This window comes from Aminobacter ciceronei (genome assembly GCF_014138625.1).
Lineage (GTDB): Bacteria > Pseudomonadota > Alphaproteobacteria > Rhizobiales > Rhizobiaceae > Aminobacter > Aminobacter ciceronei.
Map to the genome: position 1 here is coordinate 278,590 of NZ_JACJHY010000002.1, position 22,346 is coordinate 300,935.

At 63.7% G+C, this 22,346-nt stretch carries 24 protein-coding genes; 11 read left to right on the plus strand and 13 right to left on the minus strand.

All coding sequences use genetic code 11. The features are described 5' to 3' along the window. Positions 1 to 8: 8 nt before the first annotated feature. The 3 genes from HNQ95_RS03490 to HNQ95_RS03500 form a co-directional block, all read right to left on the minus strand. Positions 9 to 1,196, minus strand: a complete 1,188-nt coding sequence (locus HNQ95_RS03490; protein ID WP_182573390.1) for a beta-ketoacyl-ACP synthase — start codon at positions 1,194 to 1,196, stop codon at positions 9 to 11. Between the two features lie 17 nt (positions 1,197 to 1,213). Further along, positions 1,214 to 1,522 carry an acyl carrier protein gene (locus tag HNQ95_RS03495; protein ID WP_154383938.1) on the minus strand — a complete coding sequence of 103 codons (309 nt, stop codon included), beginning with the start codon at positions 1,520 to 1,522 and terminating at the stop codon, positions 1,214 to 1,216. Between the two features lie 136 nt (positions 1,523 to 1,658). Next, entirely contained in the window at positions 1,659 to 2,204 is a 546-nt protein-coding gene (locus HNQ95_RS03500) for a histidine phosphatase family protein (protein ID WP_154383939.1), read from the minus strand. 164 nt (positions 2,205 to 2,368) lie between these two features. On the opposite strand from HNQ95_RS03500, the gene HNQ95_RS03505 reads away from it, so the two are divergent. From HNQ95_RS03505 to HNQ95_RS03520, 4 genes are all read left to right on the plus strand, one after another. Continuing rightward, a complete protein-coding gene (locus tag HNQ95_RS03505) occupies positions 2,369 to 3,319 on the plus strand; it encodes an AEC family transporter (protein ID WP_154383940.1) in 951 nt (316 codons plus the stop codon). 206 nt (positions 3,320 to 3,525) lie between these two features. After that, positions 3,526 to 4,983 (plus strand): NAD-dependent succinate-semialdehyde dehydrogenase, encoded by a 1,458-nt coding sequence (locus tag HNQ95_RS03510; RefSeq protein ID WP_154383941.1) that lies wholly within the window; start codon positions 3,526 to 3,528, stop codon positions 4,981 to 4,983. A gap of 262 nt (positions 4,984 to 5,245) precedes the next feature. Further along, positions 5,246 to 5,686 carry a FixH family protein gene (locus HNQ95_RS03515; RefSeq protein ID WP_182573389.1) on the plus strand — a complete coding sequence of 147 codons (441 nt, stop codon included), beginning with the start codon at positions 5,246 to 5,248 and terminating at the stop codon, positions 5,684 to 5,686. A gap of 4 nt (positions 5,687 to 5,690) precedes the next feature. Next, positions 5,691 to 6,899 carry a cytochrome-c peroxidase gene (locus HNQ95_RS03520; protein ID WP_182573388.1) on the plus strand — a complete coding sequence of 403 codons (1,209 nt, stop codon included), beginning with the start codon at positions 5,691 to 5,693 and terminating at the stop codon, positions 6,897 to 6,899. Here HNQ95_RS03520 and HNQ95_RS03525 read toward each other — a convergent pair whose 3' ends face one another. After that, complete coding sequence (locus tag HNQ95_RS03525) at positions 6,900 to 7,352, minus strand: Lrp/AsnC ligand binding domain-containing protein (protein WP_067961104.1); 453 nt, start codon at positions 7,350 to 7,352, stop codon at positions 6,900 to 6,902. A 167-nt stretch (positions 7,353 to 7,519) separates the two neighbouring features. Here HNQ95_RS03525 and putA point away from each other — a divergent pair, with 167 nt between their 5' ends. Continuing rightward, entirely contained in the window at positions 7,520 to 11,125 is a 3,606-nt protein-coding gene (gene putA / locus HNQ95_RS03530) for a bifunctional proline dehydrogenase/L-glutamate gamma-semialdehyde dehydrogenase PutA (protein WP_182573522.1), read from the plus strand. A gap of 57 nt (positions 11,126 to 11,182) precedes the next feature. Here the strand turns inward: putA and HNQ95_RS03535 are convergent, their stop codons facing one another. The 5 genes from HNQ95_RS03535 to HNQ95_RS03555 form a co-directional block, all read right to left on the minus strand. Continuing rightward, positions 11,183 to 11,542: a bleomycin resistance protein gene (locus HNQ95_RS03535; RefSeq protein WP_182573387.1), complete on the minus strand. Its 360-nt coding sequence runs from the start codon at positions 11,540 to 11,542 to the stop codon at positions 11,183 to 11,185. A gap of 3 nt (positions 11,543 to 11,545) precedes the next feature. Next, on the minus strand, positions 11,546 to 11,860 hold the full coding sequence (gene hmuQ / locus HNQ95_RS03540; RefSeq protein WP_067961110.1) for a heme-degrading protein HmuQ: 315 nt from the start codon (positions 11,858 to 11,860) through the stop codon (positions 11,546 to 11,548). Between the two features lie 10 nt (positions 11,861 to 11,870). After that, entirely contained in the window at positions 11,871 to 12,125 is a 255-nt protein-coding gene (locus HNQ95_RS03545) for a hypothetical protein (protein WP_154383944.1), read from the minus strand. Between the two features lie 59 nt (positions 12,126 to 12,184). After that, positions 12,185 to 12,562, minus strand: a complete 378-nt coding sequence (locus HNQ95_RS03550) for a hypothetical protein (protein WP_182573521.1) — start codon at positions 12,560 to 12,562, stop codon at positions 12,185 to 12,187. Positions 12,563 to 12,627: 65 nt separating this feature from the next. Next, positions 12,628 to 14,739 (minus strand): TonB-dependent receptor domain-containing protein, encoded by a 2,112-nt coding sequence (locus HNQ95_RS03555; protein ID WP_210283702.1) that lies wholly within the window; start codon positions 14,737 to 14,739, stop codon positions 12,628 to 12,630. Between the two features lie 254 nt (positions 14,740 to 14,993). On the opposite strand from HNQ95_RS03555, the gene hemP reads away from it, so the two are divergent. Genes hemP through HNQ95_RS03580 form a run of 5 tightly spaced genes read left to right on the plus strand, consistent with a single transcriptional unit; the run spans position 14,994 to position 19,126 of the window. Then, the gene (hemP, locus tag HNQ95_RS03560) at positions 14,994 to 15,218 is read left to right on the plus strand and encodes a hemin uptake protein HemP (protein ID WP_067966393.1); all 225 of its coding nucleotides are present in this window, start codon (positions 14,994 to 14,996) and stop codon (positions 15,216 to 15,218) included. A 10-nt stretch (positions 15,219 to 15,228) separates the two neighbouring features. After that, positions 15,229 to 16,281 carry a hemin-degrading factor gene (locus tag HNQ95_RS03565; RefSeq protein WP_182573385.1) on the plus strand — a complete coding sequence of 351 codons (1,053 nt, stop codon included), beginning with the start codon at positions 15,229 to 15,231 and terminating at the stop codon, positions 16,279 to 16,281. A gap of 8 nt (positions 16,282 to 16,289) precedes the next feature. Beyond that, a complete protein-coding gene (locus HNQ95_RS03570; RefSeq protein WP_376769242.1) occupies positions 16,290 to 17,192 on the plus strand; it encodes a heme/hemin ABC transporter substrate-binding protein in 903 nt (300 codons plus the stop codon). A gap of 10 nt (positions 17,193 to 17,202) precedes the next feature. Beyond that, the gene (locus tag HNQ95_RS03575; protein WP_182573383.1) at positions 17,203 to 18,312 is read left to right on the plus strand and encodes a FecCD family ABC transporter permease; all 1,110 of its coding nucleotides are present in this window, start codon (positions 17,203 to 17,205) and stop codon (positions 18,310 to 18,312) included. Positions 18,313 to 18,334: 22 nt separating this feature from the next. Further along, positions 18,335 to 19,126, plus strand: a complete 792-nt coding sequence (locus tag HNQ95_RS03580; protein ID WP_067961130.1) for a heme ABC transporter ATP-binding protein — start codon at positions 18,335 to 18,337, stop codon at positions 19,124 to 19,126. 25 nt (positions 19,127 to 19,151) lie between these two features. Here HNQ95_RS03580 and rirA read toward each other — a convergent pair whose 3' ends face one another. Beyond that, positions 19,152 to 19,613, minus strand: coding sequence for an iron-responsive transcriptional regulator RirA (gene rirA, locus HNQ95_RS03585; protein ID WP_067961133.1), 462 nt, complete (start codon positions 19,611 to 19,613; stop codon positions 19,152 to 19,154). A gap of 231 nt (positions 19,614 to 19,844) precedes the next feature. On the opposite strand from rirA, the gene HNQ95_RS03590 reads away from it, so the two are divergent. Beyond that, positions 19,845 to 20,411 (plus strand): GNAT family N-acetyltransferase, encoded by a 567-nt coding sequence (locus tag HNQ95_RS03590; RefSeq protein ID WP_067961137.1) that lies wholly within the window; start codon positions 19,845 to 19,847, stop codon positions 20,409 to 20,411. Positions 20,412 to 20,472: 61 nt separating this feature from the next. Here the strand turns inward: HNQ95_RS03590 and HNQ95_RS33365 are convergent, their stop codons facing one another. From HNQ95_RS33365 to HNQ95_RS03605, 3 genes are read right to left on the minus strand one after another with little or no spacing between them, the layout of a single operon-like run. Then, positions 20,473 to 20,784 carry a hypothetical protein gene (locus HNQ95_RS33365; protein ID WP_210289142.1) on the minus strand — a complete coding sequence of 104 codons (312 nt, stop codon included), beginning with the start codon at positions 20,782 to 20,784 and terminating at the stop codon, positions 20,473 to 20,475. Then, entirely contained in the window at positions 20,759 to 21,643 is an 885-nt protein-coding gene (locus tag HNQ95_RS33370; protein ID WP_210289143.1) for a plant Invertase/pectin methylesterase inhibitor family protein, read from the minus strand. Before HNQ95_RS33370 ends, HNQ95_RS33365 begins: the two co-directional genes overlap by 26 nt. 54 nt (positions 21,644 to 21,697) lie before the next feature. Continuing rightward, entirely contained in the window at positions 21,698 to 22,309 is a 612-nt protein-coding gene (locus tag HNQ95_RS03605; RefSeq protein WP_067961142.1) for a TetR/AcrR family transcriptional regulator, read from the minus strand. Positions 22,310 to 22,346 lie beyond the last annotated feature (37 nt).

Consider the following 22,346-nt stretch of genomic DNA (forward strand, 5'->3'; position numbering starts at 1 on the left):
GACACCCTTCAGCGCGGCGCGGAGACGAGCGCCATGCCTTCAAACTGGTGATAGCCGATCGCCGTTGCGAGAACATTGCGTGGCTGGCCGGAGAAATCTCTTTCGCCCACCTCGAACGCCGGATAGCCGGCGCCACGGTCGACGGCCAGGGCGGCAAGCGCCACCGCGAACGGAAACTGTGCTTCCTTCATGTGGCCGGTCAGCGACGAAAGGGCGCGTGCCGCAATCGCCGGATTGCCGTCGAGTGCCGATTTTTCGGCAGCCGTTGCGGCATGTGCGCCCGATGCACCCGAAATCGCGAGCAGGTCGCCCTCCGGCAACTCGGCTTTGGCCAACAGTTCGGCAATGTTCTCAGCGAGGCCACCATTCCGACGCCTGCTGCGACCGGAAAGGACCGGGCCGAGCTCGGCATAGATCTTCTGGCCGCGTGCTTCGGCATGATCGCGCGATTCAAGCACCAGGAACGCGCCGCCGGAGCCGGTGATGACGCCGCCGCCTTCCGAGCCCTGGCGCTGCCATACCGGCTTCCACGGGCCGCGATGGAGATAACCGGCCAGTTCGTAGCCAAGCAGCATGTCGGAATGTTCGGTCTGGAAGGCGCCGCCGACCAGCACATGCGTCGACTGGCCCGAGCGGATGCGGGCCGCTGCCGTCTCGATCGCCGAAACGCCGGCACCTTCCTCGCCCATGAAGGTGCGCGAAGAGCCGGTGACCTTGTGGACGATCGAGATGTTGCCGGCGAGCAGGTTGGAAAGCTGGGCCAGAAACAGCGTCGGGCGGAGTTCCGTCGTCAGCTTCTCATTGATCAGCACATCGCGGTCGGTGCGATTTTCGGATGCTGCAAGCACGCCGGCGTCGACCACTTCGTCGCGTTCGCCGCCACCTGCAGCCACCACCATGTCCATGGTCGCGCTGAGTTCGTCATTGCCCTTGATGCCGGCATCATCCAGCGCCATGCCGGCCGTATAGGTGCCAAGCCGCTGCCAGGTTTCCATCTGGCGCTGGTCGCCGCGCTTGGCGATCTGCAGGCCCCAGTCGATCTCGGGAAGCGGATGGATGGCATAGGGCTGGAAGCGCTCGGCGTCGATCACCGGGGCGGTGCCCGCTTTTGTCAGCTTGTCCCAGTGGGCTGCACCGCCTTCTCCGAGCGAGGAGACGAGGCCGATGCCTGTGATGACGACGTTGCGATTGGCCATGGGCGGCTTCAGCGTGCTCAGGCGTTCTTCGCAGCGACGAGCGCGTCGATCTTGGCGCAGAGGTTCTTCATGACGAAGTACTCGTCGGTCGAAGCCTTGCCATCGTTGACTTCCTGCGTCCACTTCTCGAGCGGCACCTTGATGCCGAATTCCTTGTCGATCGCAAAGACAATGTCGAGGAAGTCGAGGCTGTCGATGCCCAGGTCGTCGATGGTGTGGCTCTCGGGCGTGATGGTGTCGATGTCGATCTCGCTGGTCTCGGCAATGATCTTGGCGACTTTGTCGAAGGTCGTGGACACGGTTTTTCCTTTGGTGAGGGCGATCATGAACCCGGGACAGATTCTACGCGCATAGTTTTGAGGGGCTGTCTAATCGGTTTTTCCGGACAGGAAAAGGCCAAATCCTGCGCTTTCGTTAAGGCGTCCGGCCCCGAACGCAAGGGAAGGCAGGCCGCCTGAAGCTCTAGAAGACGATGCGGCCAAGCACATGCAGCTTTTCTCCTTGCAGGCCGACGATCAGCGCTTCGCCTTCGCGTGCGGCCGCACCGGTCAATGCCTGGATGTTCTCGAGATGGGTAACGAGCACGATGTTGTCGGAGCCGGAATAGTTGCGGATGATGTCCAGCACGGCGGCGACGTCGGCCTCGCGGGTGGCATCCGTCGGCTTGTCGAGGGCCGCAGTCGGCTCGACCTTGCGGTCGTCGAAGGCGAGGCGGGCGGTTTCCAGCGTCCGGCAATAGCGGCTGGCCAGGATGCGCTCGACCGGCGCGGCGCGGGCGTCGAACAGCGCGCCGATCTTGCGCGCCTGCTGGCGGCCGCGGTCGGACAGGTTGAGCTGGGAGGCGCATTTCTCGATGTCGAAATTGGGCGGCTCGACCGTGCCGGTTGTCATGGCGTTGCGCAGCAGCACGACATGGCCGCCATTTCGCAGCAGCGCCCAGCCGGCTTCCGTGGCCTGGGCGGGCAGGGCGCCGAGCAACAGCATGATCGCAATGATGAATCTGAGCATGAGTGATCCCGAACAGGCGATGCGGATATAGGGAGGCCAAAGTGGATTGAAAGGCAAGGTGACGCCAAATACCGTGCGCCGACTGCTGAACTCGTGTCGTGCCTTGATCGAACGTGACCGCGGGGCAATGCTCGGATAAGCCGATTCCCATTTGCCGAGTGCCGATGTCACCTCTCGTAGAAACCGTGCTCTTCGTCTTCGGCCTGGTGGCGCTGGGCTATCTCGCGGGTGCCAGCGGCTATCTGCGCAGCGAAACCGGGGACGCGCTTTCCGAGTTCGCCATCGGCGTGGCGCTGCCGCTCTTGCTGTTTAGGACCATGATTGGCGCCGATTTCCACGGTTCGGCGCCCTGGTTGCTATGGGCGACCTATTTCATTGCGGTTACGGTCGCCTGGACAGCGGGACATCTGGTGACGACGCGCATGTTCGGCCGCGACGGGCAGGCCGGCGTGGTCGGCGGCGTGTCCTCGGCCTTTTCCAATCTCGTGCTGCTCGGCATTCCCTTCATGCTCGGCGTCTTCGGCCAGGAGGGGTTCGAGATCCTGTCGCTGATCGTCTCGGTGCACCTGCCGACCATGATGATGGCGTCGATCATCCTGTTCGAAATATTCGGGCCACGACGCAGCGAGCCGATGCATCCTGTTGTGATCATTCGTGATTTCCTGCGCAAGATCCTGACCAATCCGCTGATCGTCGGCATCGTGGCCGGGCTTGCCTGGCGGGCGACCGGGGTGCCATTGCCGGGCCTTGCCACCCGCTTTGTCGACGCGCTTGCCAACATCGCCGGGCCGGTCGCATTGTTTGCGATGGGGCTCGGGCTCAAGAAGTTCGGCATTTCGGGCAACATCAAGCCGGCATTGGCGCTGTCGGTGCTCAAGCTGATGCTGATGCCGGCCGTAGCGTTGCTGTTTGCCTGGCTGTTCGGTCTGCCGCCCTTGTCGGCGAAGGTGGCCGTGGCGGCAGCCAGCCTGCCTTCGGGCGTCAATTCCTATCTCATCGCCACGCAGTTCGGCACCGGCCAGGCCCTGGCCTCCAACCAGATGACGATCGCCACCGCCTGTGCCGTGGTCACGACCGCATTCTGGCTGACGATTGCGACGATGGTCTTCGGGTAGATGGGCGGTGTTCGGGTAGAAGGGCAGCCGGGTATGCGGTTAGGCTGGACCAACGCATCTGTGCCATAATGCGGTTGATCGCCGACCCGGCGGCACGCTACTAAACTGCCTGGCGCATCGGGCCGTCAGCTATCCCGGACGCGCGCTTTTCGACGATTTTCAGAGTAGCCTGCGTCGCAACGGACGCCATTTCAGGAGGTGAAGCCATGCTTCAGAAAACCAGTCATTTCATGCGGCAGGCCAATCTCATCAACGGCGAATGGGTCCAGGCCGATTCCGGCAAGACCATCGACGTCACCAATCCGGCGACGGGTCTCAAGATCGGCACCGTGCCGCGTTCGGGTGCGGCCGAGACGCGTCGCGCCATCGAAGCGGCCAACGAGGCGTTCAAGACCTTCCGCAAGACCTCGGCGCTCGAGCGCTCGAAGCTGCTGCGCAAGCTGCACGACGCCATCATGGACAATCAGGACGCGCTGGCCGAACTGCTCACCATCGAGCAGGGCAAGTCGCTGACCGAAGCCAAGGGCGAGATCGGCTCGTCGGCCGCCTATGTGCTGTGGTTTGCCGAAGAGGCGCGCCGCACCTATGGCGACGTCGTGCCATCGCCTTGGGCGGATCGCCGTGTCCTCGTCACGAAGGAACCGGTGGGCGTCATTGCTGCCATCACGCCGTGGAATTTCCCGTCCTCTATGCTGTCGCGCAAGCTTGGACCGGCCCTTGCCGCGGGCTGCACCGCCGTGGTCAAGCCGGCGTCGCAGACGCCCTATTCGGGCCTGGCCTGGGGTGCGCTGTGCGAGGAAGTCGGCTTCCCCAAGGGCGTGGTCAACGTCCTGACGGGGTCGGCCGGCGAGATCGGCGACGAAATCTGCGCCAACCCGCTGGTCAAGAAGATCACATTCACCGGCTCGACCGAAGTCGGCAAGATGCTGATCGCCAAGTCGGCCTCGACGGTGAAGAAGGTTTCGATGGAACTGGGCGGCAACGCGCCGTTCCTGGTCTTCGATGACGCCGACATCGATCGTGCCGTCGAAGGCGCGATCACCGCAAAATTCCGCAATTCCGGCCAGACCTGTGTCTGCACCAACCGCTTCTTCGTGCAGGCCGGCATCTACGACAGGTTCGTGGCCAAGCTGGCCGAGGCGTCCAGCAAGCTCAAGGTCGGCTCGGGTCTCGACGCCGGCGTGCAGCAGGGCCCGCTGATCGACGAAAAGGCCGTCGAAAAGGTCGAGGAATTCATCGCCGACGCCACCGCCAAGGGCGGCAAGGTGGTTGCCGGCGGCAAGCGCCACGCGCTCGGCGGCTCGTTCTTCGAGCCGACGGTCATTTCGGGCGCGACGCCTGCCATGCTGTTCATGAAGGACGAGATCTTCGGCCCGGTCGCTCCGGTCTTCAAATTCGAGACCGAAGAGGAGGCGATTGCGCTCGCCAATGACACCGAGTTCGGCCTCGCCAGCTACTTCTACACCGGCGATCTCGGTCGTGCCTTCCGGGTCATGGAAGGGCTGAAATACGGCATGGTCGGGGTCAATGAAGGCCTTATCACCACGCCGGAAGCGCCGTTCGGCGGCGTCAAGGAGTCCGGCCTCGGCCGCGAAGGCGGGCATCAGGGCATCGAGGACTATCTCGACACCAAATATGTCTGCATCGGCGGGCTGGGCCTCTAAGGGGCTCCGGATCCATCTGGCCGCTGGAATGATCGAACGCGCGCTCCGAAGGGCGCGCGCGTTTTCTCTTGGATCTTTGACAGGAAGAATCCGGAAATCGGCATAACGTGCTGCAATCGTTATGTTCGGCTGGTTCTGTTTCGGTGTCGCGTTTGGAATGGCCAAGTGCTCGAGAACGGGCCATCTTGCGGTGCCGCTAATCTGATGTCGCCGGGAAAGCGCGCTGTCGGAAAAACGTTGTCGGCAGGCGGGAGGAACAGGAATGACTTCAGCGTGGCGCATGGTCGTCGGGGCGTTCGGGCTGGTGGCGCTGGCCATCGGCTTTCTTTCGGTCGTTTTCCTGACAGCGCCTGCGGCGCCGGGGCCCGACCTCGCGCGTTCCAAGAATTCGGCCAAGGGCCTCTATGCATTGTCCATCGCGCCAGAGGCCGGTGAGCCCAGGCAAGGCGAGCTGCATGCGTGGGTGGTGACGGTGAAGACGCGGCAAGGGGCGCCGGTGGAGGGGGCTGCGATCAGCGTCGGCGGCGGCATGCCCGAGCATGCGCATGGCCTGCCGACGAGCCCTGAAGCGACGGCCTATCTCGGCGATGGCCGCTACCGCATCGAAGGGATGAAGTTTTCCATGCCCGGCTGGTGGCAGCTGAAACTTGGCGTCAGCGCGCCTGCCGGCACCGACGAAGCCACATTCAACCTGGTGCTGTGAGGCGATGGCGGGCGGCCTGCTCACCAATCTGATCGCCGCTGCGACGATAACGGCAGCGCTGGCAGGCTGCAGCGAAGCCGATTTCACCGACGCCGAAAAGCGCACCATCGTATCGATGTCGCTGTCGGCACTTGCCCCCCTGGCGTCGGATCCGACCAACAGCTTCGCCGACGATCCCGGGGCTGCAGCACTTGGTGCAACGCTGTTCTTCGACACCGGCATGAGCCGCGACGGCAATGTCGCCTGCGGCACCTGCCACAAGATCGACAGACAGTTCCAGGACGACCTGCCGCGCGGTGTCGGAGTCGGCGAGACAAATCGAAGGACCATGCCGCTGGCCGGCGTGGCGCGCGATCCGTTCTTTTTCTGGGACGGCCGGCGCGACAGCCTGTGGTCACAGGCGCTGGTGCCGCTGGAAAATGTGCTCGAGCATGCCGGCACGCGCACCGCCTATGCGCATTATCTCAAGCGCCGCTTCGGCGAGCGCTACGAACGCATTTTCCGGCCTCTGCCCGACCTGTCGACATTGCCGGCCAGTGCCGGGCCGTTCGGCACGCCGGCGGAGAAGGCCGCCTGGGCCGGGATGAGCGATGCGCAGCGCGAGGGTGTCGACCGCATCTTTTCCGACATCGGCAAGGCCATCGCTGCCTTCGAGCGCTCGCTGGTCCACGGCAAGACCCGCTTCGACCGCTTCGCCGATGCCGTGGCGCAGGGACGGGCGCCGTCCGCGGAAGACGCTCTGTCGGCCGAGGAAGGGCAAGGCCTCAGGCTTTTCATCGGCAAGGCCAATTGCTCGACCTGCCATACCGGGCCACGTTTCACCGACAATCACTTCCACAACACCGCTGTGCCGCCGGTCGCCGGATTGCCCGCCGATCGTGGACGCATCGCAGTTGTCGACGAGGTTCTGGCCGATCCGTTCAATTGCGTGGGAAAATTTCGCGACGGCGGCGAGGAGGCCTGCGGTGAGCTGCGCTTCATGCAGAAGAGTTCGCCCGAGCTCGTCCGCGCCTACAAGACCCCATCGCTGCGCAATGTCGCCGGGCGTCCGCCCTATATGCATGCGGGGCAGTTCGCCACTTTGGAGCAGGTCGTGAACCACTACGCGACAGCGCCGAAATCGGTAGAAGGCGAGAGCGAGATACATGCCGTGGCGCTGTCCGAGGGGGAGCGGGCGGCACTCGTGGCGTTCCTGAAGACGCTCAGTGACTAGTCAGCGGTCCTTGACCGTTTCCATGGCAACGAAGGTCGATGTCTGGGCGACATGGGGCAGGGCCGATATGCGCTCGCCGAGCACGCGCCTGTAGGCAGCGATGTCGCGAGTTCGCACCTTGAGCAGATAGTCGAAGCTTGCCGCCATCATGTGGCACTGCTCGATCTCGCGCACCGCATGCACGGCGCGGTTAAAATCGTCGAGGGCAGCCGAGCGGGTGTCGGACAGCTTGACCTGGACAAATGCGACGTGGCCTTCGCCCATGCGTTCGCTGTCGATGACCGCCTGGTAGCCCCGGATGAAGCCCTCTTTCTCCAGCCGCTTGACGCGCGCCTGTACGGGGGTCTTGGAAAGTCCCACTTTTGTGGCAAGCTCTGCCATCGACAAGCGGCCGTCGCGCGAAAGGGCGAACATGATGTTGCGGTCGATGCGGTCCAATTGGTCTTCAGGCATGAAAGTAGCGGCTCGTTTGGCGAATGAATTGCGCCAACACTAGGCGTTTTGGTCTGCAGAGTCGAATTGTTTGGACCGGCTGGTTTCACGACGATGTGGTAGTTTTCGACCAAATGCCGGGAGCGATGGTTCGCCCGGCGCAGCCGCAACAGCTCTACAGGATCGCCATGCCCGCGCTCGACGCCATCCGCCAGGAAATCCGCGCCAACTATCTCCCCGACGAAGCCGCCGCTGTGAAGCGGCTGGCAGCTCTCGCCAACCTTTCCCAGGACGACCGCAAGGCGATCTCGGCCCGTGCCGCCGATCTCGTGCGTGCCGTGCGCGGCTCGACCGATCCCAGGCTGATGGAGGTTTTCCTCTCTGCCTACGGCTTGTCGACCAAGGAAGGCGTGGCGTTGATGTGTCTGGCCGAGGCGCTGCTGCGCGTGCCCGACACCGAGACGATGGACGACCTGATCAAGGACAAGATCGCGCCGCATGACTGGTCGTCGCATTCGGGCGGTTCTAGCTCGATCTTCGTCAATGCGTCGACATGGGCGCTGATGCTGACCGGTCGCGTGCTCGACGAAGGCGAGGGTTCGATCGAGCGCACCTTGCGCTCCATGGTCCGCCGCCTCGGCGAGCCGGTGATCCGCACCGCGGTCGCGGCTGCCATGCGCGAGATGGGCGAACAATTCGTCCTCGGCCGCACCATCACCGAGGCCGTCAAGCGCGGCCGCTCGATGATCCAGAAGGGCTATCTCTATTCTTTCGACATGCTGGGCGAGGCCGCCCGCACCGAGACCGACGCGCTGCGGTACCACCGCGCTTATGCCGAGGCGATCTCGTCGCTCGACAATGGCACCAACGGCCCCGACATCCGCTACAATCACGGCATTTCGGTCAAGCTGTCGGCGCTGCATCCGCGCTACGAGGTCTCGCACAAGGACGAGATGCTGCCTGTCATGACCGAGCGCCTGCTGTCGCTGTGCCTCGCCGCCAAGCATGCGCGCATGGGCCTCAACATCGATGCCGAGGAAGCTGACCGGCTCGACCTGTCGCTCGACGTCATTGCGGGCGTGCTGGCCAGTCCGCAGCTCGAAGGCTGGAATGGTTTCGGCGTCGTCGTCCAGGCCTACGGCCCGCGCACGGCCTTTGTCATCGACTGGCTCTATGCGCTCGCCAACAAGCTCGACCGCAACATCATGGTGCGCCTGGTCAAGGGCGCCTATTGGGACACCGAGATCAAGCGCGCCCAGACGATGGGTTTGCCGGGCTATCCGGTGTTCACCCGCAAGGCCAACACCGACGTCTCCTACATGGCCTGCGCCCGCAAGCTGTTGTCGATGACGGACCGCATCTACCCGCAATTCGCCACCCACAACGCCCACACCGTCGCCGCCATCCTGTCGATGGCCACGGACCGCACCTCATTCGAGTTCCAGCGCCTGCACGGCATGGGCGAGGCGCTGCACGAGACGGTGCGCAAGGCAGAGGGCACGCGCTGCCGCATCTATGCGCCGGTCGGTGCGCATTCCGACCTGCTTGCCTATCTGGTCCGCCGCCTGCTGGAGAACGGTGCCAACTCGTCCTTCGTCCACCAACTGACCGACGAGGACGTCGCCCCCGAGGACATCGCCCGCGACCCGCTCGACACGGTGGAGACGCAAGGGACGGCATCCAATCCGTCGATCCCGACGCCTTCGGCGATCTTCGGCGCTGGCCGCGTCAACGCCAAGGGCTGGGACATCACCGACCCGGTGACGCTGGCAGCGCTCGACAAGGCCAAGGCGGAATTCAGGGGGCCGGACCGCTGGAGCGCCAAGCCGGTTACCCGCGCCGCCGGCTACGGCGCGTCGCGCAAGGTGACCAATCCGGCCAAGCCCGCCGACATCGTCGGCACGGTGACCGAGGCTGCGGCCAAGCAGGTGCCGACGGCAGTGCGTTTTGCCATCGAAGCACAGCCGGCCTGGGCGAAGAAGCCCGTTGCCGAACGCGCCGCCATCCTGCGCCGCACAGCCGATCTCTACGAGGCCAATGCCGCCGAGTTCTTTGCGCTCGCCACACGCGAGGCCGGCAAGTCGCTGTCGGACGGCGTCGCCGAGGTGCGCGAGGCGGTCGACTTCCTGCGCTACTACGCTGCCGAGGCTGAGAAGACCGAGGCCGGCACCGAGGCGCGCGGTGCCATCGTCTGCATTTCGCCGTGGAATTTCCCGCTCGCCATCTTCACCGGCCAGATCGCGGCGGCCCTGGTCACCGGCAATTCGGTCATTGCCAAGCCGGCCGAGCAGACGCCGCTGATTGCCGCGCGTGCGGTGGCCCTGATGCGCGAGGCCGGCGTGCCGGAAGACGTGATCCAGCTCCTGCCGGGCGACGGCCCGACCGTCGGCGCACCGCTGACGGCCGATCCGCGCATCGCCGGTGTCTGCTTCACCGGCTCGACGGACGTTGCCAAGCTGATCGAAAAGCAGCTGGCCGAGACGGCGGCGCCCGACGCGATGCTGATCGCCGAGACCGGCGGCCTCAACGCGATGGTCGTCGATTCCACCGCATTGCCCGAGCAGGCGATCCGCGACGTGCTGGCCTCGTCGTTCCAGAGTGCTGGCCAGCGCTGCTCGGCCTTGCGCGTGCTCTACGTCCAGACCGACGTCGAAAAGAAGATGGTCGAGATGCTGAAGGGCGCGATGGATGCCTTGACCATCGGCGATCCGTGGCAGTTGTCGACCGACGTCGGCCCGGTTATCGACGAGGAAGCGCAGAGCTCGATCCGCGACTATTGCGCTGCGATGGAAGCCAAGGGCAAGCTGATCGCCAAGCTCGACGCGCCGGCCGATGGCCGCTTCGTCGCGCCGCATGTCTTCAAGGTCAAAGGCATCGAGGAGATGGAGCGCGAGGTCTTCGGACCGGTGCTGCATGTCGCGACCTTCGAGGCCGATGAGATCGACGACATCATTTCGGCGATCAACCGCAAGGGTTACGGCCTGACCTTCGGCCTGCACACCCGCATCGAGGGCCGCGTCCAGCACATGGTCGACGGCATCCACGCCGGCAACATCTATGTCAACCGCAACCAGATCGGCGCCGTCGTCGGCTCGCAGCCTTTTGGCGGCGAGGGGCTGTCGGGCACCGGGCCCAAGGCCGGCGGACCGCACTATCTCCGTCGTTTCCGCAAGTCGCCCGAGGCGGGCGCAGTGCTGCCGGAAGGCCGCAAGGTCACGGCGACCGAGCTGGTCGACAATCTCGTCGATGCCGGGGAGTGGGCGACGCGGACCGATCGCATCGCCATGCTGCGCAAGCATCTGCGCGGCAAGGGTGCCGCGGCCATCGCGGCAGCGGCGAGCATCGACTTCGGCCAGGTCGACCTGCCCGGACCGACGGGCGAGGCGAACACGCTGTCGCTCAACCCGCGCGGGCGCGTTCTGTGCCTTGGCCCTGACGCCGAGACCCTGCTTGCCCAGGCGATCCAGGCGCTGGCCGCCGGCAATGCGGTCCTGGCCGTTGCGCCCGGTGCGCCGGCCGCCGTCCATGCCCTGATGGGCAAGGATCTGCCGATCGCCGCGATCGACGGTCGCCCCGACCCGGTGGAAGCGCGCGCATTGGCCGTCGATGTCGTGGCTTATTCGGGCACGGAAGAGAGCATGCGCATCGTCCGCAAGGTCATCGCCGAGCGCAAGGGGCCGATCGTTCCGCTGATCAGCGAGGTGATCTATCCGGCGGCTTACGCACATGAACGCGCTGTCTGCGTCGACACCACGGCCGCCGGCGGCAACGCTAGCCTGCTGGCCTCGGCCTAAAGCCGAGCAGGATCACGCTCGCACAATACGAAAGGGGCAGGCGTGGGCCTGCCCCTTTCAACTTTCTTCCTGCGCGCAGCCGAAGCGCAGCAGATTGCGATGCGGGTCGTGGACGTAGAATTCCTTCATGTTCCATGGCCGCACGGTGAACGGGCTGAGTCGTTCCACGCCGCGCGCCGAAAACTCGGCGTGAAGGGCGGGAACCTCGCCACCCCTGATGTGGCAGGATGTCACCACCGGCAGTTTGCGGTCGTCCGACCTCCCGAAATGGATCTCGATCTCGCCGCGCCGCACGATCAGATAGTCGTCCATTTCGGGACCGATGCCCTCGAAACCAAGCCTGTCGCGATAGAAATCGCGGCTCTCGCCGATGTCAGGCGAGGGCAAGACCGGAATGCTGCGGGCGAGGTCGGTCAATCGTCAGGCGCCTTCGACGACCGAGAAGCCCTCGAACTGCGGATGGCCGACATAGGATGCCTTGGACGAACCGGCGTTCTTGTGGGCGTTGCGGAAGTTTTCCGACTTGGTCCAGGCGACGAAGTCGTCCTGGCTCGCCCAGATCGTGTGCGACGCGTAGAGCGTATAGCCTTCGGCTTCGTTCACCGGGCCGCGCAGCAGGTGGAATTCGCGAAAACCCTTCATTTCGTTCAGCGATGAGTCGCGGTTCTTCCAGACGTCTTCAAAGGCGGTCTCGGAGCCGTTCTGCACCTTGAAGCGGTTCATTGCGATGTACATTGTCTTCCTTTCAACGGGCCTTGCGTTGCGCTGTTGTAGTCCTTTGAGCGCTGCGTAGCGACACAACATTGGCGCCGGTACCGTCACCGGCGGCTCTTGGATTCGGGCCAGCCTGGGTCGTCGACTGCGCACGGTAGCTGGCAAGGTCGGTCACGTTTTCGCTCGTCCTTATCGCTGCCAGGCGGTCGAACAGCTCGCGCATCTCGGGCAGCAGGCCGTCGCCCTGGCGTTTCACCATCTGATCGAATTTGTTCAGTCCGAACATGCGTTTATGCCTTTCGATGCGCCGCGCGCCGGGGGACAGGAGTCTGGGCAAGGCTGGTCTCAGATGCCGAAGGCGATGCCGGATCTGGTTTCGGTCCGCAGCGCCTTGAGGCAGGCCGTCGCGTCGATCCCGCCGCCGGTGCAATCGGTGGCCTGGTTGATCAGGACACGACTGACCTTGGTGCAGTCGGTGCCCGACAGGTCGAAGCGCGTGACCTTGGTCTTGCCGGCCGGCAGGTCCTTGAAATCGAGCACCGTCAGCCTGTCGGCGACGCCCGCCTCGTTGAACAGCACAATCTCGAACGCCGCCTTGGACAGCGCGGCGCCGAGATTGTTGGTGACGACGAAGGTGAAGCGGCAGCCCTTGTCGGAGGGTTGGGCTGCGTTGAGCTCGAGCACAAGTGCCGGGGCCGACGGGGCGCTCTGGGCGCCCGCCATGGCCGTGGCGGCAAGCAGTGCTGCCGTGACCAGGGGTGACAACGCGTTCACGCCAAAGCGCACGATTACCACCCGAACTGCTTGGACAGGGAGACCTTGAACGTCCGGCCCTTGGCATCGTCGTTCATCAGGAACTCCTTGTACTGCTTGTTGAAGATGTTATCGACGCCGAAATTGGCTTCCCAGCCGGCGAGCTGGCCGTCCTGCGGCTTCCAGGTGACGAAGATGTCGTGGACGTCGAAGGCCTGCGCATAACGCGACGACGGACGTGTGCTTGGCGGGATCACGACGGGGGCCGAAGACCGCCTGCTTGCATCCTGCGGAGCGGCGGCGAAGCGGGCCTTCCAGCCGAACTTGAGATCGTAGTCCGACAGCTTGCCGCCAAGAGTCAGTGCAAGTTCGTGCGGCGCGATTGTGGTCAGATAGCTGTTGGTCGACTTGTCCTTGCCGACGACGAATGAATATGCGGCGTTGGCAAAAACGTAGTCGGAATCGTAGGCAGTTTCGATTTCGAAGCCGTAGATGTTCGCCTTGTTCAGGTTGACATAGCCTTCGCGCGTGGGATTGAAGCCCGGGACAAGCTCGCTGTTCAGCGCAATCAGGTTCGTTATGTCGTTATAAAAGCCCGTGAACTTCAACTGGGCCGCGTCGCCGTCCTGAACCAGATCATAGCCGGAGAGGGCGAAGCCTGCTTCGAAGTTGTTCGACTGTTCCTTCTTCAGGCTGAGGCTTGGTTTGAACTGCGAAGAGGAACTGGTTGTTGAAAAGACCTCGTCGATGGTCGGAAAACGTTCCGTGTGCGCGATGGATCCGAAGACCGATACGCTATCGTTGAACTTGTAAAGGGCTGCAATCTTCGGCGAGAAGGCCGTGTCGTCGCTGGAAGGGGCGTTCAGCGCGCCATCTGGCGTCAGCTTGTGCCAGTCAAGGCGCATGCCGGGCGTGATCGTCAACCGCTCGTCCCAGATGAACTCGTTCTGGACGAAGACGCCGGTTTTTACGTCGGTGCCTTCCGGGTGGAAGGTGACTGGAAACAGGTTGCCGTTGTTGAAGAACGCCTCGGCCTTGCGGGTCTGGTAGCTCGACTGGGAACCGATGGTCAGGTGGTTGGCCCAGTCGTCGCCAGTCCAGTCCATCGTGTTCTGGGCATTGAACTGCCAGGTCTCGTAGCCATAGTTCGAGTCGCAGACCACCGCGAACGTGCCGGCGCTGCAAAACGACCGCAGGCTGGCATTGCGCTGTTTGTTGGTGGTGTTGGAGTAGGACGCCGACACCTTCAGGTCGAGCACGTCGTTATCGGCGAACGGATTTTCATAGGACACGGCAGCAGTGCGGTCGACGACGTGGCGGTCGACCAGGCCGAAGCCCGCATCGCCGCTCGTCTGCGACAGCTGCTGATCTTCGAGCTCGGAATCCCACTGCTGGTAGGAAAGCCGAAGCTTGCCCTCGTCGCCGACATTGAACGTGCCCTTGGCGAGCCCGGACCAGGCCTTGAAATTGGTGCCGATGACTTCCTTGCCGTTGCCGGATTCGTAAGGGTCGGAAGCGCGGTAGTTGCCGGTCAAAAGGAACTCGGCGTTGTCGCCAAGCCGCTGGGCAAGCACGGAATTCACCAGGTAGCCATTGCCGTTACTGTTCCAAGAGCTCTTCAGGCGCAGGGCACCGGTCTGTCCCTCGGCGATGAAATCGGAGGCATCCTTGGTCTCGAAATTGATGACGCCGCCGAGGGCGCCCGAACCGTAGAGCGTCGAGGAGGCCGGCCCGCGGAGCACTGCGACGCGCTTGTAGAGTTCCGGGTCCGAGAAGAACGATCCCAGGCGATATTGCTCGTAGAACTTCTGCGCGCCATCGACGTTGACGATGATGCGGCCGCCGTCGCCGGTGTTTTCCGGCGCGCCGATGCCGCGGATGTTGAAGCTCTGGCCAAGCAGTCTGTCGGAGCCCGTCACGTTGACGCCGGGCGTCGCCCGGATGATTTCGCCGATCGTCTCGGGCTGAAGGCGGTCAATATCTTCCTGCTCCACGACGGTCACCGCCTGCGGCGTATCGATGGCGACCTTGGCGACGCCGGCGCTGACGACGAGACGTTGCAGGACTGTGACTCGCGGCTTCCTGTCCTGCTCAGTGGTTTTGGCTTCCTGCGCGTGAGCCGCATGCGCGCCCACGAACACCGCCATTGCCGCTCCGCCCAGCAGAGCGGCCTTATTCCGACCAACTAGCCCCATGTCCCACTCCAAAAATGTCTCGTGCTGGCTTGCTTTTCGCTCGCTAGCAATTTTTCGCTCGCCGGCTGCGTCTTAAATCTTGACTTGATCACTCCGGTATTGCATTGACTAATAAACATGAATGTTCGAGTCAACTAATAGATTCAAGCATGAGGGCCTCGTCCGGGCTTTTCCGGCGCGGCGGACGGATGAAGGAGTGGAATGAGATGAATTCGCACAATCCGAACCATTTCCGTTCTGGCCAATTCCGGCACGGATACCGCCGGCCTGAAGGCCAGGTTGCGGCGCGTCCGATCGCCGGTTCCCTCGCTGTCAGAACATTGACCAGCGAGTCGCTGTTTCTCGGTGATTTCGAGATCGGCATCGACCATGGCGGCGCTCTCTACCGCCTGAAGATTACCCGTCAGGGCAAGCTCATTCTCAACAAGTAGGTGTTTTCAAATGGACCAGCGCGTAAGGCCCAACCCACACGAAATCAGGCGGGCGCGAACTGACAACCCCAAGATGCGCGAGCGCGATCTCGCCAGCCAGCTCGGCATTTCCGAGGCTGAGCTGGTGGCCGCGCATTGCGGCGAGGGTGTCGTTCGCATCGAACCGCGCGTCAATGATCTGCTCGCCGGCATCGAGGCCGTCGGCGAGGTCATGGCCCTGACCCGCAACGAAAGCGCGGTCCATGAAAAGATCGGCATCTACGACAAGGTCGTGCCCGGCACCCAGGCCGCAATGGTGCTCGGTGAACAGATCGACCTCAGGATCTTTCCGAGGGCCTGGGTTCACGGCTTCGCCGTCGAAAAGCGCGACGGCGACGACATCCGCCGCAGCCTGCAGTTCTTCGACGCCGCCGGCACGGCGGTGCACAAGATCCACCTGCGTCCGGCTTCTAACCTCTACGCATATCAGAAGCTGGTCGAAACCTTGATCAGCGACAATCAAGACCCGTCGATCGTGACGGTTCCTTCAGTGGTGAAGTCGCCGGACGAGGAGACGTCGACCGGTGTTGAGGAGTTGCGCGACCGCTGGAGCAAGCTGACCGACACGCATGAGTTCTTCGGCATGCTGAAGTCGCTCAAGCTCGGCCGCCAGCAGGCCATGCGCATGGTCGGCCAGGACTATGCCTGGAAGCTGGAACATGGCGCGCTGCCGGCCGTCTTCGACAAGGCTGCGGCAAGCGGCCAGCTGATCATGTGCTTCGTCGGCAACCATGGCTGCATCCAGATCCATTCCGGCTCGGTGCAGAACATCAAGCCGATGGGCCCGTGGCTCAACGTGATGGACGAGACGTTCCACCTGCATCTCCGAACCGATCACGTCCAGGAACTCTGGGCGGTTCGCAAGCCGACCAAGGATGGCCATGTCACCTCGGTCGAGGCCTATGACGCCAATGGCGAGATGATCATCCAGTTCTTCGGCAAGCGTAAGGAAGGCCACGACGAGCGCGGGGATTGGCGCGAGCTGGTCGAAGCGCTGCCTGTTGCGCAGCAGAACGCGGCCTGAGGAGCATGATGATGTCGACACCCCAACGGCTGCTTCGCTCAGCCGCACTAGGCCTGTCGTTGCTTCTGGCAACCGGGACCGCCGCCTTGGCGGTCGAGGGCGCCACTGTTTTCCCTGACCGCGCCCGCGTCGCCTCCGTCGGCGGTTCGATCACCGAGATCGTCTATGCGCTCGGCGAAGAGAAGGCACTGGTTGCCCGCGACTCGACCAGCGTCTATCCGGAAGCAGTCTTCAAGCTGCCCGACGTCGGCTACATGAGGGCGCTGTCGCCAGAAGGCGTCTTGTCGGTCAATCCGACCGGCATCCTGGCGCTCGAAGGCAGTGGGCCGAAGGAAGCGATCGACGTCCTCAAGAAGGCGAGCGTTCCCTACATCCAGGTGCCTGAAGGCTTCAGCCACGACGGCATCCTCCAGAAGATCCGTGTCGTCGGCAAAGCGCTCGGCGCCGACGCCAAGGCCGAGGCGCTCGCCGCCGACGTCGGCAAGCAGCTGTCGGAAGCCGAGGCGCTGACCAAGAACATTGCGCAAGGCGAGCGCAAACGCGTGCTGTTCATCCTCAGCATGCAGGGCGGCAAAATCCTGGCGTCCGGCAACCATACCGCTGCCGACGGCATCATCGCGCTGGCCGGTGCCGTCAATGCGGTCGAAGGCTACCCTGGCTACAAGCAGCTCACCGACGAGGCGGCGATCACCGCCAGGCCCGATGTGATCCTGATGATGGATCGTGGCGGCGGCACCGCAGTCCCCGACGACGAGCTGTTCGCCCATCCAGCTATCGCCTCGACGCCGGCCGGTCAGGCCAGGCGAGTTATCCGCATGGACGGCGCCTATCTGCTCGGCTTCGGCCCGCGCACGGCAGCTGCGATCAAGGACCTCGCCGTTGCGCTCTATGGCGACGCCGTCAAGAAGTAAGGCCAGGACAGTGGTGGATGAAACGATCGCCGGCGGCGCCGGCGTGCAGGAGAGAGGTCGCCGTGTCGACGGCGACCGCTCCGCTCGTGCTTTGCTGGTCATCGGCCTGCTTGCCCTGGCGCTGGCCGCAACGGCGCTGTTCAGCCTGACATGGGGCGCATCCGACGCCTCGGCGCTTGGGCTCGTTCGCAGCTGGCTGTTCGGCGCGACGCCGGGCAATGAGGCGTTGTCGATGCGCGACAGCGTCATCGTCTACGACATTCGCCTGCCGCGCATCGTGCTGGGCATGCTGGTGGGCGCAGCGCTTGCCATATCGGGCGCGGTCATGCAGGGCCTGTTCCGCAATCCGCTGGCCGATCCCGGCCTGGTCGGTGTATCGGCAGGCGCGGGCCTTGGCGCCGTCTCGGTGATCGTGCTGGGCGCGACCGTGCTTGCACCGTTCACGGCGCTGCTCGGCAGCTACGCGCTGCCATTCGCGGCATTTGGCGGTGGCCTGCTCACCACCATCATCCTCTACAATGTCGCCACGCGGCAGGGGCGCACCTCGATCGCCACCATGCTTTTGGCCGGCATCGCGCTGGGCGCGATGGCCATGGCCCTGACCGGGGTGCTGGTCTACATCGCCGACGACAGGCAATTGCGCGACCTGACATTCTGGCAGCTCGGCTCGCTGGCCGGCGCGACCTGGCTGAAGATCGCGGGTGCCGGCCCGATCATCGTCCTGGCCCTGGCGACGACGCCTTTCATGGCCAAGGGGCTGAATGCACTTGCCTTGGGCGAGGCGACGGCAAGCCATCTCGGCGTTCCGGTCCAGCGGCTGAAATACGTGGCGATCGTTGCAGTTTCGGCGGCGATCGGCGCATCGGTGGCGGTCAGCGGCGGCATCGGCTTTGTCGGCATCGTCGTGCCGCATCTGCTGCGCCTGGCGATCGGACCCGACAACCGCTACCTCTTGCCGGCGTCGGCGCTTCTGGGCGCATGCCTGCTGTTGCTGGCGGACGCGGTGAGCCGCACCATCGTAGCACCCGCCGAGTTGCCGATCGGCATCGTCACCGCCGCCGTCGGTGGCCCGTTCTTCCTGTGGATATTGCTGCGCAAGCGCGGCGTCGTCGATCTTTGATGCGGCGAACTGTGAGGTACTCATGATCGAAGCACGCCAGGTTTCGGTGTCGATCGGCAGCACGCGCATCGTCAGCGATGTGGATTTCACCGTACGTCCGGGTGAACTGGCAGCGATCGTCGGACCCAATGGTTCCGGCAAGACGACCTTCCTGAGAGCGCTGACGGGCGAACTGGCCTATTCGGGCCAGGTATCGCTCAATGGGCGCGACGCAGTGAAGCTGAAGCCATGGGAAGCGGCAAGCATCCGTGCGGTGCTGCCGCAGTCGACGGCGCTGTCATTTCCCTTCACGGTGCGCGAGATCGTCAAGCTTGGCGTGACGGGCGGCCGCTCAGGCGCATTGGCGGGCGAGGACGACCGGCTGCCGGAGCGGGCGCTGGCCCGGGTCGATCTCGAAGGCTTTGCCGGACGCTTCTATCAGGAGCTTTCAGGCGGCGAACAGCAGCGCGTGCAGCTTGCCCGCGTCTTGTGCCAGGTGTGGGCGCCGGTGCTGGACGGGCAGCCGCGCTATCTGTTCCTCGACGAGCCGGTGTCGAGCCTCGACATCAAGCACCAGCTGATCATCATGAACATCGCCCGCGATTTCGCGCGGCGCGGCGGCGGCGTTGTCGCGATCCTGCACGACCTCAATCTGACGGCGATGTATGCCGACCAGATCTGCGTCATGCATCGCGGCAAGCTTGCGGCCGCGGGTGCCCCGCAGGTCGTGCTCACCGATGGTCTGATCGAAAAGGTGTTCGGCTGCCGGCTGCGCGTCGGTGCGCTGCCTCAGGGGGATATCCCGTTCGTGCTGCCGCAATCGGCCGTGGCCTGAAGCCTTTGCACTTGGCCAGGGCGTGTCAGCTGGCCAGGGCGCTGGGCTCGGGGAAGTGCAGCCCGAGCAGGTCGCGCATGTTGGGACGTGCAGCGACCAGATCGGCGATGGTGTAGCGCGCCAGCACTTCGAAGAAGGCGTTGAGCGCTTCGCGCAGGGCGGAATTCAGGCCGCAGCTGTCGACAAGCGGGCACTCGGCGGCATCGTTCTCGAAGCACTCGGCCATGGCGAAGCTCTCTTCGGTGACGCGGACGACGTCGAAGAGCGAGATCTGGTCGGCCGGCTTGGCAAGGCGCACGCCGCCGTTGCGGCCACGCACCGTCTCGACCAGCTTGGCTTCGACCAGCGGCTGCAGGATTTTGAACAGGAACAGTTCCGACACCGTATAGGCAGCGGCGATTTCAGGAACGCGGCTCAGCCGTCCTTCATTGGCCGCGCAATACATCAGGATGCGCATGGCGTAGTTGGTCTGGCGTGTGAGGCGCATTGCGTGTTCCTTGCTCTGCGTTGAGTCCGCGAGTCCGGCTAATATGGCCCATACCTTAGAACAATTCCAGACAGGGTTTCAAATTATATATGACGGAGATAGTCATATTTGTGGCGCATAGCAGCCTTGCATTTACGTAAAGGTCAAAACGGTTGATTTTGATGCTGCGCTGCACAATATTAGCGATGTCGGGAGTTGGAGACTCAGGGAGGAACCCATGAGGACTGCGACATGGAACAGATCATACGCACACAAAGGCCATTGACGGGCGTCATCCGTCAGTTGCGGCCGTCCGATCTGCCCCGCTTTGCCGAACATCTGCTGAGACTTGACGACCAGAGCCGGCGCGACCGCTTCAACGGCCTGACCCATGACGGCTTTCTCCAAGCCTATGCCGAGCGCAGCTTCCGCGAGGGGGCGACGGTCATCGGCTATGTCGAGGGCGACAAGGTACTTGCCGCCGCCGAGCTGCACGAACGCGCCGAAGAGAGCGAGCCGACGGCCGAAATTGCCTTCAGTGTCGAGCACAAGATCCAGAACCGGGGCATCGGCGGACGGTTGTTCCAGCGCCTCGTTGCCCAGGCGAGGGGGCTCGGCTACCTCAGGCTGCAGGTGACGACGCACGCCAACAACAGCGCCATGAAGGCCCTGGCCCGGCGTTTCGATGCCAAGCTCAGCTTCCAGCAGGGCGAAACCAACGGCATCATCGAACTCGACGGCGCGGCAGGCCTTGATGCCGATTGGCGCGCGTCCGCCGTTCTCGGCAGGCGCGGTGCCGGCAAGGCCATTGCTGCCTGACACATGTCTCGGTGAGCAGCGTCACTTACCTGACTGCATCCGAGCGGGTCAGAAGATCTGCTCACGACTGCCCATAAATCCTTGCGATGTCGTGGAAGGCCAGCTTTGGCTCCCAGCGGATCTTGCCTCTGGCGAGATCGATGCCGTGACATTTGACGATGGCGTGGCTGGCCATGTCGAGGTCGTAGCGCGCATCGGGCGAATGCACTTCACCCTCCGACAGGAATTGGTAGACGAAGGCCCCGTCGATCTCTTCTTCCTTATAGAGGCGCAGCAGGTTGCCTATCTCGGTTGCCTGCGTTTGCTCGCTCCTGACATGACCGTCCTTGATCCGTGGCGGGTCCTGCTCAAAGTCGATGATGTCGAAACCCATTCCGCCACGCTGTTCGGCCCCTTCGAAGGTGCTGCAGCCGAATTCGGTGATGACCACCGGCTTGCCGTGGCGCCGCAGCTCGCGCAGGCCCTCCACATAGGTCGAGCGGTTGTCGGCGTCGCGGTAGTAGTTGGCCGATACGATGTCGAACAGCTTCCAGTCGACGTCCTCCCAGGGGATCGGGCTTGTAGGTGATCTCACCCTTGAAGTGCTTGCGGGCAATCTCACTTGCCTGAGCCAGGTGCTCGCCGAGCGCCTTGTTGATGTCAGGAAACAGCGGAACCGGAGAGGCTTGCAGCGTCGCCATGCGCTCCTGGAAGTTGCCGCCCTCGACGAAGCCTTGGGTGAACATTGAAAGCTCGCAGCCGACATTGAGGACGAGTTTTCCGTGGCGCTGCCCAAGTGTCTCGGCCATCGTTGCGATCTCGCCGAGATAGGTCAGCATGTCCTGCCTGCTGGCGTCGAACAGCCGCGGCTGCATCCATACCTGAAGCCCCTGGCCGAAAGCTGCCGTCGCAGCCTGTTCGAGCCGCTGGATGTTGGTGCCAGAAATACTGATCGCGTTGCAGAGAAGCTGGGCGCGAATGACGCGCATTTCCTCCTGCACCACTGCCCGGTTCCAGATCTGCCGCGACAGCTGGCCCGGCCAGTAGTTGGTGCCAGTGTCGTAGACTATGCCGCATAGGCTCAAAGGCTTGCGGCTGTCTGGTGCCGTAGCTCTTGAAGTCCCGGTCGCCTTGGCCCGGCTCAGGCCGACAGAAACCAGCGCCAGGCCGGCGGTGATCGCTGCGCCGCCCTTGATGATCTGCCGGCGTCCAGATGCAGTTGTCCTGTTGGCCGGAACGGTTTCGTTCGCCATATTCAATCTCCATCATTGTTCAGCCTGTGTCGCCGATCCCTGGTCGGCTCCCAGTCAGCTCGCGGTGTCGGCTCCAGGTGCCAGGAAGCGGATGATGATGCGCCGCAAGCTGGCTTTTTCTCTGTAGGGCTGGAAGCCGGCGTCGGCCGAGGAGCGCACGAATGCCCCCTCGATCAGCACCATGATCCAGTTGGCGGTCGCCACTGGATCGAGCGTCGGGTCGATCTGGCCGGCCTCAGCTGCCCGTCTCAGTAGCATCGTCACGCCGTCGCGGTTTGCGCGGTCGTTGCGGTCGAGCAGGGCGGCGAACTCCGCGTCGCGTTTTGCGTTGGCGATCACCTCGAGCATCAGTCCTGCCAGATGCGGGTAATCTGTCTGCGCGACCATGAATTCGGCGAAACCCAAAAGCGCCTCGAGCGCATCGTGGGCGGTCGCTGCCTGCTCGAACAGGGCGGCATTGTCGCGCCCGTCCTGTTCGAAGATCGCCAAGAAGATCGCCTGCTTGGAGGGGAAGTAGTGAAACAGGTTGCCCGAACTCATGCCTGCCGAAGCGCAGATGTCGGCAGTGCGCGTGCTTTCAAACCCCTTGGTGGCGAAGCACTCGGCGGCTGCGGCAAGGATATGGCGGCGCTTCGCCTCGTGCTTTGCGGGGTCAACCGTGCGCATGGGCAGCTCCCGTGAGCGAGATGCGGATGCTTTTGTT